The 15,273-nt window shown below is 49.6% G+C and carries 10 protein-coding genes; 9 read left to right on the forward strand and 1 reads right to left on the reverse strand.

The genetic code is table 11. The features are described 5' to 3' along the window. The first annotated feature begins 58 nt into the window (after positions 1 to 58). Positions 59 to 3,190, forward strand: a complete 3,132-nt coding sequence (locus C5471_RS07285; protein ID WP_133815475.1) for an amino acid adenylation domain-containing protein — start codon at positions 59 to 61, stop codon at positions 3,188 to 3,190. A gap of 362 nt (positions 3,191 to 3,552) precedes the next feature. Here C5471_RS07285 and C5471_RS07290 read toward each other — a convergent pair whose 3' ends face one another. After that, on the reverse strand, positions 3,553 to 4,503 hold the full coding sequence (locus C5471_RS07290) for an Rpn family recombination-promoting nuclease/putative transposase (RefSeq protein WP_133815474.1): 951 nt from the start codon (positions 4,501 to 4,503) through the stop codon (positions 3,553 to 3,555). A gap of 1,042 nt (positions 4,504 to 5,545) precedes the next feature. Between C5471_RS07290 and tssB the strand changes: the two genes are divergently transcribed. The 8 genes from tssB to vgrG all read left to right on the forward strand — a co-directional run. Further along, the gene (gene tssB, locus C5471_RS07295; RefSeq protein WP_166295749.1) at positions 5,546 to 6,043 is read left to right on the forward strand and encodes a type VI secretion system contractile sheath small subunit; all 498 of its coding nucleotides are present in this window, start codon (positions 5,546 to 5,548) and stop codon (positions 6,041 to 6,043) included. 31 nt (positions 6,044 to 6,074) lie between these two features. After that, positions 6,075 to 7,607 (forward strand): type VI secretion system contractile sheath large subunit, encoded by a 1,533-nt coding sequence (gene tssC / locus C5471_RS07300; protein ID WP_133815472.1) that lies wholly within the window; start codon positions 6,075 to 6,077, stop codon positions 7,605 to 7,607. Between the two features lie 4 nt (positions 7,608 to 7,611). Next, on the forward strand, positions 7,612 to 8,958 hold the full coding sequence (tssK, locus tag C5471_RS07305; protein ID WP_133815471.1) for a type VI secretion system baseplate subunit TssK: 1,347 nt from the start codon (positions 7,612 to 7,614) through the stop codon (positions 8,956 to 8,958). Next, a complete protein-coding gene (gene tssL / locus C5471_RS07310; protein WP_133815470.1) occupies positions 8,955 to 9,617 on the forward strand; it encodes a type VI secretion system protein TssL, short form in 663 nt (220 codons plus the stop codon). Before tssK ends, tssL begins: the two co-directional genes overlap by 4 nt. Then, positions 9,566 to 11,305, forward strand: coding sequence for an OmpA family protein (locus C5471_RS07315; protein ID WP_341351430.1), 1,740 nt, complete (start codon positions 9,566 to 9,568; stop codon positions 11,303 to 11,305). The genes tssL and C5471_RS07315 overlap by 52 nt, the downstream gene beginning before the upstream one ends. Positions 11,306 to 11,357: 52 nt before the next feature. Continuing rightward, the gene (locus tag C5471_RS07320) at positions 11,358 to 11,849 is read left to right on the forward strand and encodes an Hcp family type VI secretion system effector (RefSeq protein ID WP_133815468.1); all 492 of its coding nucleotides are present in this window, start codon (positions 11,358 to 11,360) and stop codon (positions 11,847 to 11,849) included. A 181-nt stretch (positions 11,850 to 12,030) separates the two neighbouring features. Continuing rightward, the gene (tssH, locus tag C5471_RS07325; RefSeq protein WP_133815467.1) at positions 12,031 to 14,700 is read left to right on the forward strand and encodes a type VI secretion system ATPase TssH; all 2,670 of its coding nucleotides are present in this window, start codon (positions 12,031 to 12,033) and stop codon (positions 14,698 to 14,700) included. Further along, on the forward strand, positions 14,697 to 15,273 hold a 577-nt coding region (gene vgrG, locus C5471_RS07330; RefSeq protein ID WP_166295752.1), incomplete at its 3' end, for a type VI secretion system Vgr family protein. The genes tssH and vgrG, both read left to right, overlap by 4 nt.

Here is a 15,273-nt window from a genome sequence, read left to right on the forward strand (position 1 = left end):
TAGCTTGTTAATTAATTAGATTCTGTTCTTTCTCACAATCGAAAATTGAGGAAATATCATGGATACCGCACTGACACCATTACAACGCGCGTACCTGCTAGGACGAAGTGAATTGTTACCACTGGGTGGTGTTGCCATGCATGATTTCAGGGAATTCAGAGGTCATATCGAGTTTTCTGTTATTCAGTCCCGGCTCACCAGATTAGTACAGCAATATGATGCGTTACGTACCCATATAGATGAAAGTTCATTGGTTCAACATGTCTCCGATGCCATTATCCTGAATCTTGATGAAATTGATTTCACGGCTATCCCGCGTTCAGCGGCTTATCAAAAGATAGATGAGATGAGGCAGGCGTATTCTCATAAGATCCACGATCTTTCTCGTTCTCCCTGGCATATTTGGGCTATTAAATTGGCAGAGTCAGAAGATGAGGATAATGACCTTTTTACGACCGTGGTGTTCGTGAGCTTTGATGCACTGATTTTGGATGGCAGCGCTATCTCTCTCATCTTGTTTAAATTGTTTGAAGAGGATGAGAATCAGCAGAAAAGAGCCAGGCCAACGGGAAATATCGCTCATTTGCTTCAACCGCCTTCGGTCTCGAAAAAGCAAAGTGATACTGAATATTGGTCAGAAAAGCTAAAAGAATATCCCGGCCCACCGGCATTGCCTTGGAAGAGACCACCAGAATCGATTAAATCCTCTCGCTACAGAAGAGAGAAGGTCACCGTTCCCAGCGCGACGTTGAATCATTTGTCTAAAATCGCTTCATCTTATGGCCTGTTTCAAAATACGATTTTATCCACCATTATTCTGGAGATAATGTCATTTTGGACCCAAGATAGTCGGTTATGTATCGGTATTCCGGTTGCTATGCCCACCCAGAAAATGCAGTTTAGTAATGAATCTTCATTTGTCGCTGTTTGTTTTAAAAGAGACCAGACGCCATTTTTAGAAAGAGCAACCGCTTTTCAAAATGATATTTTTGCCTCTTTGGAACATCTGGATTTTTCCGGCGTTGATATTAACCGGCTGATATTCAATCAACATCAGACAGGTTTAGCGCTACCTGTTGTGTTAACGAATGGTTTGTCATGGAAAACATTGCCTGCATCTGGTGATGTCTCTTTTTATGATGGATTAACGCAGACACCGCAAGTTGCAATGGATATTCGTTTGTCCCTGGATCAGGACAAAAATCTGGTGTTATCCATTGATTATGCAGAAAAAGCGCTGGAAAAAAATATCGTGCAGGATATTTTACAAACCATCACCCAGGCAATCGCGCTGATCTGTTGTCAGGAAAAACTCGCTGTGGATTTTTCTGAGGTGATTGATTATCACCATTACAAAGATAACGGTAATGACAGTGATTTTATCTGTTCAAATTTCCTGGCTCGTATTGCGGATAACCTATTGACGGGAAAATTAAAAAAATCCGCTATTATCTGTGGGGAGCAGCAGATTACATATTCTGAGTTGGGGGCGTGTGTTCAAAATATAGTGAATAACCTGAATCGCTGTGGGATGCGTAAAGGCAGTGTAGTCGCGATTTGTTTGCCCCGTAGTCCTGAGCATGTGATGGTGACAATCACCTGTGCGCTTTTGGGGATTATTTGGGTGCCTATTGATGTGAATTCTCCCTCTGAACGTCTGGATTATCTGCTAACCAATTGCGATTCTGATCTCATTGTGAATACCGGACAGTTTAATCGTGATAAAGCCATCACATTGGAAACACTGCTCACCTCAGTTTCTGAAAACGTTTTACTCCCTTTAGAGACTTTATCATCACTGAGTCATAGCATTGAACCGGCTTATTATCTGTATACTTCCGGAACAACGGGTAAACCCAAATGTGTGGTGCTCAATAACAAAGCAACATCTAATGTTATTGGGCAAACCCTGAATAAATGGGAAGTTAAACAGGATGATGTGTTTATTTCCGTTACGCCATTACACCATGATATGTCGGTTTTTGACCTCTTTGCATCACTGACTGTTGGCGCAACACTGGTTATCCCTGAACCCCATGCAGAGAAAGATGCTATCCATTGGAATTGGCTGGTTTCGAAGCACAAAGTTTCTATTTGGTGCTCAGTGCCTGCGATTTTAGAAATGTTAATTGCGTGCCAAAAGGGGGATTCTCTCTCTTCCCTCAGACTAATAGCGCAGGGCGGTGATTATATTAAGCCTGCTCTCATCAAGGAAATTAGAACAACTTATCCTGATACCCGATTGTTTTCTTTGGGAGGGCCGACTGAAACGACGATTTGGAGTATATGGCATGAAATTACGTCGGCGGATGTCAGCCTTATTCCGTATGGTAAACCCCTGCCTGCGACTCAATATTTTATCTGTAATGATATCAATGAACATTGCCCGGCATTTGTGACTGGCCGGATTTATACTACAGGAGTCAATCTTGCCTTAGGTTATCTGGAAGAGGGTCTTGTTGTGCAAAAAGATTTTGTCACGATCACCTCGCCTACAGGTGAACAATTAAGAGCATTCAGAACAGGGGATCAGGGCTATTACCGAAAAGATGGCACCATCATTTTTGCCAGCAGAGTAAATGGTTATATCAAAATTCGGGGGATTAGGGTCTCTCTGCCTGATATTGAAAGTGAATTATGTAAGCACCCACAAATCAATAATATTGTCGTCGTTGATTATCCAAATGAGCAGAATGGCGATGCAACATTAGGCGCTATGTATACGACGCTAAATGGTCAGGAAATTCCCGCCTCAGAATTGCGGGATTATTCTCACGGGCTTTTACCCGTTTCTCATATACCAACGCGTTTTGCTCATATTCAGGTGTTTCCTTTGTCTGCAAACGGTAAAACGGATCGACATCAAATCAGGGCGTTTTTTACGCAACCGAAGTTGGATAATTTGGCTGATAAGAAGTCTGTTATACCGGAGAGCCAAAGAGTCAATAACAGCGCAGAGGATGAACATTACCAATCGATCCTCGGCATTTATTTGCATACCATTGGTGCGCAGCCGTTAACTGGTTTGAATGAAGATTCTGAATTTTTAGCGCTGGGATTAAGGCCCTCTCATCTTAAAGAAATCGCTCGGCGTCTCACTGAAAGGTTTGATGTTATTCTGACGCCTCAGCTTTTAGTTAAATGCAGAAATGCCCGGCAGGTTTCCTCTTTGCTTTCACAAAGCATTTAACCTGTTTTTGTTAAAGAACCGGGGTCAAACTCCGGTTCAGATTACTGACTTTTCAAATTATGATTTATTAACCTCAGCTCTGCTTAAGAACAGAGATTTCAGAAGCACGTAGATTCAGACTCGATCTTATCGCTTGGAATGTAAATGTGCCGCTTCTATGCGTTTCGTGCATTGACTCAAGCATTTTTATGCCGATAACGTATCAATAGTAAGTTTGTCAGACATTTATTCAAGCTCAGTCCGGGGATTTTCATCACCGTTTCACGGTCGATACTTATACTTCGGTGACTGTTCTGACAGTCACCGTAAGATCCTCTTTTAACATGAACCATTGAATACTGATTAAGAACTCTCAGCACGAGTTAGTGGCGTATTTGCTCAAGTTCGTTCTGGCTCAACCCAGTTGTTTTCATTATCGTTTCACGGTCGATACCCATGTCGATCATCGCCCACGCGACTTTCAGGATCCCCTGCTTTTCGCCTTTATGCAATCCTTCTTGGAGTCCTTCCTGACGCCCTTCCTGCCGCCCTTCAATAAACCCTTTCTGGCGCCCCTTCTGCTCCAGTTTCTGCGCTATTGTCATCAGTACCTCCTCATACCTCGGGGACTGTTCTGCCAGTCGCCGGATAAAACCCTCTGGATCGGCGGTATCTCCCGCCTGTAATAAGTAGTTTAGCACGCTTTTTAGCTGTTCATCCGTATAGTAATCATACGCCAGTAGTATGACCAACTCTTGCAACAGCTCCGCCATATCTCGCTGCCGGATATGCTTTTGCACCATTTCCAGTAGCGCGACCCGTTTATGCGTCAGGATTTCATCATCCGAAATTACCGTCACATCTACCAGCGGGAATGGACCGGAATAGATTTCCTCCGCCAGAGCCGGATCATCGAAGCAGTCGAGCCAATGGGTACTCCAGGGATACGGCTGGATTTTCCCGTGATAAAACAACACCGGAATGACCAGCGGCAATTTTTCATGTCCCTGCTCCAGATGCCGTTGCATGGCTGAAATACTGTAGCGCATTAATCGAAATGCCATCATCTTATCCGGGGAACTCTGGTGTTCGATCACGCAATACACGTAACCGTCGCCCCGCGTTGTTTTCAATGAATACAGAATGTCGGAATAATGCGCCCGCAGATTGTCTTCAATAAACGACCCGGATTCCAACCGCAGTGTATCCAGATCACAAACGGCCCGTAATGTCGCGGGCAAATGTATCTCCAGAAAGTCTCTGGCCGTATCAATATGACCTAAAAACTGTTTAAAAACAGCGTCATGTAGCATTGGTGTATTTTTTTTCTTCATCGGCGAATGGTAGCATATTTTCTTTTATATTGAAGGAATATTAAGCAAAAAACCAAGCGGACTGAGATGTCTTGCATTTTCTTTGACAAAAACGTTGATCGCATCTCAGAGACTTTAATTTCCTTCTTAAGCGAAGTTCAGGTTTATTATGATTATGTATCCAACTCTGGATGAATGCTATTTTAATTATCGGCGTTCAGCGGTGTTTTATAACACCTACCGTTGGCTTAAATTGGTCGGCGTCTCTGGGGCATAAGTATAAAACGGAATAAATCAGAAAATGAATCATCGTATCCATTATCAATAATCGCATTTTCCTGTACTTCGGCTCCCTATTTAAGAAATACCCTATTCAATAACTTTCATACCATCAAAAAAAGCAAAAAAATATGCCAGCTTTATCACGCAGGATAAGGCCTTTTAGATTTCATCCTTATTATCCTATAAAAGATATAACTAACCGGTGTGTTATTCCATAATATAACCGATATGACATGGCTTAATTGAATGTATTCTCATTCGCATAGATTTATTGATAATCATTCTCTTTTTCACCCATCAAATTAAGCATGGTTTATTTATTATTTAGTTAATTGAAAAATAGTATAAATTTAAAAAATATAACCGATCTGTATCGAGCTGAATTACCCGGATAATAACAAAATAGATAAGTCGTTATCATTTTATAAAAATAAATACAATCTTTTTTTGAATAAATGCTAATTCGTTTAGGTTGGGTTTATATTTTATGTTTTTTTTATGCTGTAGGTTGGTTTTTATGACCAATTGATCTTGCACAAAAAATGCTATAGGGTAAAAAATGTCTTGATTTTAGATAAAACTGTTTAGAAAATCGACCTGGTTAGGAAATGATCTGCTCGGTAAGTGTGTTTATTTATTGCGGCAGATCTTGTCGGTGTTCTCTTATTTACTGCTCGGTTAACGGCCTGCTATGAAATATCTGAATCCGTTTTTTGTTCCTGAAACTTATCGGGCATGACTCTCATGTCGGGCGTTATTTTTTATTGCTGAGGAGCCGATTATGGCCCAGAGTTTTCAAAACGAAGTTCCCAAATCGCGTATTAATATCAAGTTAGATTTACACACCGGTGGTGCGCAGAAAAAAGTTGAGTTGCCGCTGAAATTATTGGTGATGGGCGATTACAGTAATGGGCAAGAACAGCGTCCACTCTCGGAAAGAGAGAAAGTTTCTATTAACAAAAACAATTTTGACAGCGTGATGGCTGAATTCAGCCCCGCGCTTAACCTGACGGTTCAAAATACCCTGGCTGAAAATGGCAGCGAAGAAAATATCGCACTCACTTTCCAGCAAATAAAGGATTTCGATCCTGAGCAAGTGGCCCGCCAAATTCCCCAACTGCGGGCGTTACTTTCTATGCGTAATTTATTGCGCGATTTGAGATCCAACCTGCTTGACAACGCCACCTTTCGCCGGGAGCTGGAGCACATTCTCCAGGATGACACGTTGAACGATCAATTGCGGGCTGAACTGGCTGCGTTGGCACCGAAAGCCATCTGATGATGACGGTATTTTAGTCAGGAGAAATGTTATGACTGTACAAGAACAAGCCGCTTCTGCTGCGGCAACCACAACCTACGCCGAAGGCGGTGTTTATCAATCATTGTTTGAAAAAATCCATTTACAGCCGGTAGAACGACTGAGTGATATCGAACGCTTTCAGTGCAGCGATGCGCTGGCTGATGTCACGGTGGATGAACGGGTGACCGCAGCGGTCAGCGTTTTTCTCAATCTATTGAAAGCCTCAGCGCGAAAAGTCGAGCGGCTGGATAAAGCCTTGTTAGATAACCACATCTGCGAACTGGACCACCAAATCAGCCATCAGTTAGATGTGGTGATGCATCATCCGGCATTCCAGCAAGTTGAATCCGCCTGGCGTGGCCTGAAATTTTTGGTTGACCGGACGGATTTTCGTCAAAACGTCAGCATTGACGTACTGGATGTCACTAAAGACGACTTACGGCAGGATTTTGACGATGCGCCGGAAATTATCCAAAGTGGTTTCTATCACCACACTTACGTTCAGGAATACGATACGCCGGGCGGGGAGCCTATCGGCTCGGTGATTGCCAATTACGAATTCGATGCCGGCTCGCAGGATATTGCCTTGTTGCGTAATATCGCCAAAGTATCAGCTGCGGCGCATATGCCTTTCATTGGCGCTGTCGGACCGGCCTTTTTTGGTAAAAAAACCATGGAAGAAGTGGCGGCGATTAAAGACATCGGCAGCTACTTTGACCGCGCTGAATACATCAAGTGGCAAGCGTTCCGCGCCAGCGACGATGCCCGCTATATCGGCCTGACGATGCCGCGTGTGTTGGGGCGTCTGCCCTACGGTCCGGATACTGTGCCGGTACGAACTTTTAACTATGTCGAAGAAGTCACCGGGCCGGATCACAATAAATATTTGTGGACCAACGCCGCGTTTGCTTTTGCCGCCAATCTGGTCAGGAGCTTTGTCAGCAATGGCTGGTGTGTGCAGATCCGCGGACCGAAGGCGGGGGGCGCGGTCACGGATTTACCGATCCATCTCTACGATCTGGGGACCGGTAATCAGGTCAAAATTCCGTCAGAAGTGATGATCCCGGAAACCCGCGAGTTTGAATTTGCCAATCTGGGTTTTATTCCGCTTTCGTACTACAAAAACCGCGATTATGCCTGCTTCTTTTCGGCCAACTCGGCGCAAAAACCCGCGTTGTACGACACGAATGAAGCCACGGCCAACAGCCGTATCAATGCGCGTCTGCCCTATATCTTTCTGCTGTCACGGATTTCCCACTATTTGAAGTTAATCCAGCGGGAGAACATCGGCACCACCAAGGACAGGCGTCTGCTCGAAATTGAATTGAACAACTGGATCAACATGCTGGTTACTGAGATGACCGATCCTTCAGATGATGTGCAGGCGTCTCATCCTCTGCGTGAAGCGCAGGTCATTGTTGAAGATATTGACGACAACCCCGGTTTCTTCCGGGTCCGGTTGTACGCAGTGCCCCATTTTCAGGTGGAAGGGCTCGACGTCAATCTATCTCTGGTTTCCCAGATGCCGAAAGCCAAGGGGTAACAACATGAAAATTGATCGTCCGCTATGGGTGACGGGGACCATCTTGTCGCCCCAACAGTTTCAGCAACAGGCCCGCTGGGAGGCGTATACCCATGAATGCGTTGCCCGACTTGGGGGGCTTCATCCCTGGGGCGTGCTGACCGCCACGTTTGACAAAGCGATGCTGGCGTTGGGGCAGTTGAAAGCCGATCACCTGTGTGTGCGCTTTGCTGATGGATCGCTGATTGATACCGATCAGGCGGATCACTTACCCCCGGTGCTGGAACTGGCGACGATGTTGTCGGCAGAAACGCGACAGGCCACGGTCTTGCTGGCGTTGCCGCACATGTATGCCAATGGTGGAAATTGCCTTAAACCGGATGAACAGGCTGACCGCCCGGTGCGTTACCGGCAAGAGTGGGTGCCGGTACAGGATGAATTCAGTGACCGCAGTGAATCCATGGCGGTGGCCCGTTATGCCGTCTCGCTGCGCTTTGATGGGATGGAAAACAGCCAGTATCTCACCTGTCCCGTTGCCCGTTTGGTGCGTGACACGCAGGGAAACTGGACCTTTGATACGCAGTTTGTGCCGCCGTTACTGCGGCTGAGTGCGCATGCCGGGCTGATGGGCCAGCTCGATCGGTTGCTGACGCAGTTGCGGGCCAAACAGGCCCGGTTGATGGGAATGCGTCGTGAAAGTAACGAGCGGATGGCGGATTTTGCCGTCGCGGATGTGTCGCTGTTCTGGTTACTGAATGCACTGAACAGCTATGAGCCGGTACTGAGTGATTTTCAGGCGCACGGGGAGGTGCACCCGGCGTTGTTTTATCGTGAGGCGGTCAGGCTGGCGGGCAGTTTGCTGACGTTTTCCCTGGACCATGACGCTGGGGGTATTCCGCGTTACCAGCACGACAACCTGACGGCGGTGTTACCGCCGCTGTTTGAATTGCTGATTAAGTTACTGGAAATCAGCTTGCCATCGAGGATGGTGGCCATTGAGCTGACAAAATCGGCACAGCAATGGACAGGGACGCTCCACGATGCCCGCTTGCGTGAAGCGGCGGATTTTTATCTTTCCGTCTGTTCCTCCGTCCCCGCACATCAGTTGCAAACCCAGTTTCCGCTGTTGTGTAAAGCCGGGGCACCGGATGAGGTTAACCAGATGATTAACCGGGCGTTGACCGGGATCCCGCTGGTGGCTATGCATCACGTTCCGGCTGCCGTCCCATTGCGCCTGGAGAACCAGTATTTTGCCCTTGACCTGACCCATCCGGCGGCGAAAGCCATGCTGGAGGCGGGAACCTGTGCTTTCTATATGCCCGATGTCCTGGGCGATATTCAGCTTGAACTGTTTGCGGTATTGAGAACATGAATCAATCACACTTATTCACTAAAAAATCGCCACTGGATATTGATGCCCTGTTGCAGAACAGCTATCTGCTGGTGGTAGAACTGTGCCGAGGCGTGCAGGTGAAGCAGGGCGATGTGGTATGGCAACACTGTACCAACGAGATAGCGCGGACCCGGCAGACGTTGTATGACGCGGGTGTCAGCGAATCTGCTGTTGAACACATCAGCTATGCCCAGTGCGCCTTGCTTGATGAAACCGTACTGACACGGGCACCAGACGAGGGCTATGCAGCCTGGCGCTCCACGTCGTTACAAGCCCATTTCTTTGGCACCGCTGAAGCGGGCAACCGGTTATATGAGCGGATACGTACAGTTCTGGATGAACTGGCTCCCGATCAGACGGTCCTGACCTGTTTTCACCGGGTGTTGCTGCTGGGGTTCCAGGGGCGGTGTCAGGAAGATACCGCATTGATACGTGAACAACTGATAACCCGCTTAAATCAACAGGCCGTCCCTTTCGGCACGCTTTCGTCATCGTCTGTGCTGGCCGGAGCCTTACCGTCCTGTGCCTGGCTGCGCGCCATTGGCGGTTCGTTGCTCATGACAATAATCGTACTGGCCGGTGTCTGGTGGGGATTTGGCCGGTATTTGGCAACGTTGTTTCCGGGGTTGGGGCAATGAGTGTCATGTTGAAACGGATGCTCTGGGGCTGGGGGAGCGGATTGGCACTGCTGCTTTGTCTGGTCTGGTTGCCTTTATCACGGGCAGGTCAGTGGGTGGGCGTGGTCATTATCCTGCTTTTCACACTGGCAGGACTGCTTTATACCGGACTTTTCCGCAAGCGGGAATACCTCGACAGCTTGTCGGCAGTGTTGCCACCGGAAAGCGATCGTCGCCCGGTGGTGCTGGTATGCAGTCACGTTCAGGACAGTCTGTTTGGTGAAGAACTGCTGCGTCAGACGCCACAGGGCTACTGGTTGTACTTATCGCCGGGCACTTCCCTGTCTGATGGGGTGACGAGCCTGCTGGCTGCCCGGCCCTCTTGGGGCGAACAATTGAGCGTGATGGCGGTGATAACCCCGCAGCAATACCGTGATGCGGCGGTGCTGGCTGGTTGGATGCGGGAATTGCGCTGGCAACTTTCTCAGGTGCGTCAGCGACAGGGGATCCGATTACCGTTACTGCTGGCGGGCTACTTAGCCAATGCATCCCAATCCCCTAATTCACCGTGGTTTGAGTGGCTGGCGGGATGGTCCACCGTGACGGTCTGGCGTGAAGGCGCCTCTTTTCAACCGCTGGCAGATTGGCTGACACAAGGCGCAGTCGCGGAACAGACCGCCCGTTTTCAGTATGGGGTTGAGCTGACCAGCTGGGCTGACTGGATGAAAACATATGTATTACCGGTTTGCCTGACTCCGGAAGACGGCCTGCCGCCTTGTCCGCCACAGGCGATGGTCCTGACCTTTGTCCCGGCATTACCTCACTGGTTAACCGGCCATCTCTGGCAACAGTGGTTGCAGACCAAAACCGCGCTGAACAGGGCCGGTGACCCGGTAAGTTCACCGGATACGGGTACGCCTGTCCTGCCTTTCCCTGACCACATATTGCGCCTGTTACCCATGAGTAAGGTATCGATACCAGTGCAACGGGCATTGGGCAGGGCGTTGGGCCTGTTCCTGCTGGCAGGGATAACCGCGTTGGGTTGTTCGGCCTGGCATAACCGCCAGTTATTACGTCAGGTGGAGAGTGACTTACTGAACGACCAATCTATCGCTATGACTGATGAGAGCGGCAAAGCGCAAGCGATGGCGGTCCTAAAGGACGATTCCGCCCGGCTTGAGGGATATTACCACGACGGCGTGCCGTGGCGTCTGGGATTGGGGTTATATCAGGGGGAACGATTACGTCTGCGGTTGCAGGCGGTGATTGCCGGTTACCACCCTGAACATCGGGAAAAAACGCCGGTGACGCCCTCGGTACCCCAGACAATCAGCCTGAATAGCCTGGCCCTGTTTGATGTGGGGCAGGCGAAACTGAAAGCCGGTTCGACCAAAGTGTTAGTCAATGCGCTGATAAACATCCGCGCCAAACCGGGCTGGATGATCCTCATCACCGGCCATACCGATTCCACCGGTGATGCCGCGAAAAATCAGGCGTTATCACTGGCGCGGGCTGAAGCGGTACGCGATTGGCTATTACAAAGCAGCGATATGTCACCGGCTTGCTTCGCCGTACAGGGCGAAGGAGCAACGCAGCCCATCGCTGCCAACACCACCGCTGCGGGGCGTGCTGCCAACCGCAGGGTTGAAATTCATCTAATACCTCATGCGGCCACTTGCCAGCGACCGCAACAGGTGCCCGTTTTTTAACCCGTGTTGCCAATGTAGGTGACATGATATCAACAACAATAGGAGTAATATTATGGCGATCCCCGCTTATTTATGGTTGAAAGATGACGGCGGTGCCGACATCAAAGGCTCTGTCGATGTTCAGGGCCGGGAAGGCAGTATCGAAATTGTGGCGTTGGAACATGCATTGCATATCCCGACGGACAACAACACCGGTAAGCTGACCGGTACCCGAGTGCATGCCCCACTGGTGTTCACCAAAGAAGTCGATGCGTCAACCCCGTATTTGTATAAAGCGGTCACCTCCGGTCAAACCCTGAAATCGGCTGAAATCAAGTGGTACCAAATTGATGACGCCGGTCAGGAGAAAGTCTATTTCATCACCAAACTGGACAACGTGAAGGTGGTGAAAGTGGCACCGTTGATGCATGACATCAAAGATCCTGCCAAAGAGAAACACAACCATCTGGAACATATTGAGTTCCGCTACGAAAAAATCACCTGGACTTATCAGGACGGCAACATCATTCACTCCGATTCCTGGAGTGAACGTTCGACCGTGTAACGTGAAGGGCGGACGGGGTTAACCCGTCTGTCATTTTTTTCTTTTTTTACATGATAGCGGGTGCTATAGGCCCCGCTATGAAAACCCTTAACAACAAAATCATGACCTTATGGGCTTCGGTATACAGCTATGGGCGGTAGCGTACCCGAAGCGACAGAGGAACAGGATGGAGAAAACTGTCATGGAAAATCAGTCAGCCATTTTACTTCGCCGGTTAAATCCCTATTGCGTACAGGCGCTGGATGCGGCGGCTGTACTTTGCCGGACACGGGCACAGGGTGAAATTACTGTGGAGCATTGGTTGCTCAAGCTGCTTGAAATTGGGGAAGGCGATATTACCGTCATTGCTCGGCATTATCAGTGGGATATGAACACGCTGTGGCAGGCACTCCTGGCTGCCTTGGATCGCCTGCCGCACAACATCAATCATCAACGCCCGCTGTTGTCAGACCGTCTGTGGCGTTTATTACAGGTCGCCTGGGAAGTGGCTTCTCAGGACGCGGGCAATGAATTTATTCGATCGGTGCATCTTTTGCAGGCTCTGCGCGGTCAGCCGGACTGGTTACATACTCATGATGCCTGTCCGTTACTGAACTTGAGCGTGACACAACTGCAACGTCTGCGCCCGTTGTTGGATTTCCACTCAGATGAATGCCCGGAGAGACAGGTTACAGCGCGTTTGACCGAGGTAGGATCGGCTGTTGACTTGGCGGAGACCGATGCAGATAACCCCGAGCTCAATCCTCACGCATTATCATCGGCTTTGCAAAGCGTGTTGGACAAATTCACGCTGGATATCACAGCCCGCGCTGCTAAAGGTGGCATTGATCCGGTCTTTGGTCGTGACAATGAAATCCGCCAGATGATCGACATCTTATCGCGTCGGCGTAAAAACAACCCGATTCTGGTAGGAGAGCCGGGCGTGGGGAAAACCGCGTTGGTGGAAGGGTTGGCATTGCGCATTGCAGAAGGCAATGTCCCCGATAGCCTGAAAACCGTCAGTATCAGAGGGCTGGATCTGGGCTTGTTGCAGGCGGGAGCAGGGGTGAAAGGCGAATTCGAGCAACGACTGAAAAACGTGATTGAGGCCGTACAACAGTCACCGATCCCCATTGTGCTGTTTATTGATGAAGCTCACTCGCTGATTGGGACGGGTAATCAGGCAGGCGGCACCGATGCGGCTAACCTGTTAAAACCGGCTTTGGCACGGGGCGAGTTACGCACAATTGCCGCCACCACTTGGTCGGAATACAAGCAATATTTTGAACGGGATGCGGCATTGGCGCGCCGTTTCCAGCCGGTGAAAGTTGATGAACCGGACGATGAGACGGCTTGCCTGATGCTGCGCGGATTAAAAACGCGTTATGCCCGTCATCATGGCATACATATTCAGGAGGCTGCGGTCAAAGCCGCTGTCACCTTATCTCGCCGTTACCTGACCGGGCGCCAGCTTCCGGATAAAGCGGTGGATCTGCTCGATACCGCCGGGGCGCGAGTGCGGATGAGTCTGGACACCGTACCGGAGGCGTTGACGCAACTCCAGGCTCAATTGACCGCACTTGGGATAGAGCAACAGTCGATACGGGAAGATAGGGCATTGGGGCATGTTCATCACGCTGACCGTCTGGCGCAGATTGACGTGCTGCGCAATGAACTTCATCGGCAACAGCAACAGCGGGATGAACAGTATCAACAGGAAAAACAGCTCACTCAGCAGTTACTGGCGATCCGTCAGGACATCAGCAGGCAGGATGAACTGTCCGCATTACAACAGCGACTGGCGACCTTGCAACAGGGGCAGCCGTTGTTATCGCCGGATGTGGATGTGCGTACCGTGGCAACAGTGATTGCTGACTGGACGGGCGTCCCGTTAAGCAGCGTATTGAAAGACGAACAAATCGGCCTGTTGCATTTGGAACAGCATTTGGGGGAACGAGTGATTGGTCAGGCTGCGGCGTTGCGGGAAATTGCCCAACGTTTACGTGCGGCCAACACCGGTCTGACACCGGAGCAAGGGCCATTAGGGGTTTTCTTGTTGGTTGGGCCGAGTGGGGTAGGGAAAACCGAAACCGCGCTGGCATTAGCGGATAGTTTATTTGGCGGGGCGCGTTCACTGATCACCATCAACCTGTCGGAATATCAGGAACCGCACACGGTTTCCCAACTAAAAGGTTCACCACCGGGTTATGTCGGATATGGTCAGGGCGGGATACTGACAGAAGCGGTTCGTAAACGTCCTTACAGCGTGCTGCTGTTGGATGAAGTAGAAAAAGCCCACCGGGACGTGCTTAACCTGTTCTATCAAGTATTTGATCGCGGTTTTATGCGTGATGGTGAAGGGCGCGAGATCGATTTTCGCCATACCGTAATTGTGATGACATCTAATCTGGGCAGTGATCAATTGATGGCGCTATTGGCGCAACAGCCTGACGCTCCGAATGCTGTGTTGCATGAGCTGTTACATCCTGTGCTGCGAGATCACTTCCAGCCCGCCTTGCTGGCCCGCTTTCAAACGGTGATTTACCGCCCGTTACCGGCTGAGGCTCTCAGGCGTATTGTCAACATCAAACTGGGGCAGGTGACCCGGCGACTCAATACCCATTATGGCCTGACCTGCGTTGTGGAAAATGGCCTCTGCGACACCCTGACGAGTGCCTGCCTGTTGCCGGACAGTGGTGCCCGCAATATTGACAGTTTGCTCAACCAGCAAATCTTGCCGGTGTTATCACAGGCGCTGCTGGAACGTTTGGCCCATCACCCTAAACCGACTGGGGTGATATTGGGCACCGATGAAACCGGTGATATCACCCTGACATTCACTGAAACAGAGAAAACGGAGAGCCCGTCATGAACAACACAACCCCGGCGATCATCTTTGATCACAGCCGCTACAAACTGAACGTGTGGAAAAATACCGCGCCACTGGATGTGGTGGCGTTTAGCGGGCAGGAATTCTTAAGCCGGCCTTTTCGTTACGCCATTGAATTCACCAGCCCGGTGAAGGATATCAAACCGGCGCAGATGCTGATGCGGGACGCCGCGTTTACCCTGACATCGGCCGCGATTAATCCGGGAATGCGAGGCATGCCGGTGATACCGCCGGCACCGTTGCGCACAATCTACGGTGTGATCAGTGGATTTAAACTGTTGTCCACCTCGCGGGATGAAAGCCATTACGAAGTGACCCTGGAGCCGCGACTGGCCCTGTTGTCACGAAGCCACCAATTCGCGATTTATCAAAAGATGTCGGTACCGGAAATTGTGGAAAAAATCCTGCGTGAACGTCACGGTTTTCGTGGTCAGGATTTCTTATTCACCCTGGCGTACCCCTGCCCGAAGCGGGATCAGGTGATGCAATACGGTGAAGACGACTTACATTTTGTGCAACGCCTGCTGGCGGAAGTGGGGATCTGGTACAAACTGA

Origin of the sequence: Photorhabdus tasmaniensis (genome assembly GCF_011189505.1) — a bacterium.
GTDB classification, from domain to species: Bacteria; Pseudomonadota; Gammaproteobacteria; order Enterobacterales; family Enterobacteriaceae; genus Photorhabdus; species Photorhabdus tasmaniensis.

Excerpts from the sequence above, each read along its gene's own strand:
- tssC (WP_133815472.1), top strand. The coding sequence starts at position 6,075 with ATGACTGTACAAGAACAAGCCGCTTCTGCTGCGGCAACCACAACCTAC.
- tssL (WP_133815470.1), top strand. The coding sequence starts at position 8,955 with ATGAATCAATCACACTTATTCACTAAAAAATCGCCACTGGATATTGAT.
- C5471_RS07320 (WP_133815468.1), top strand. The coding sequence starts at position 11,358 with ATGGCGATCCCCGCTTATTTATGGTTGAAAGATGACGGCGGTGCCGAC.
- tssH (WP_133815467.1), top strand. The coding sequence starts at position 12,031 with ATGGAAAATCAGTCAGCCATTTTACTTCGCCGGTTAAATCCCTATTGC.
- C5471_RS07285 (WP_133815475.1), top strand. The coding sequence starts at position 59 with ATGGATACCGCACTGACACCATTACAACGCGCGTACCTGCTAGGACGA.
- C5471_RS07290 (WP_133815474.1), bottom strand. The coding sequence starts at position 4,503 with ATGAAGAAAAAAAATACACCAATGCTACATGACGCTGTTTTTAAACAG.
- tssK (WP_133815471.1), top strand. The coding sequence starts at position 7,612 with ATGAAAATTGATCGTCCGCTATGGGTGACGGGGACCATCTTGTCGCCC.
- tssB (WP_166295749.1), top strand. The coding sequence starts at position 5,546 with ATGGCCCAGAGTTTTCAAAACGAAGTTCCCAAATCGCGTATTAATATC.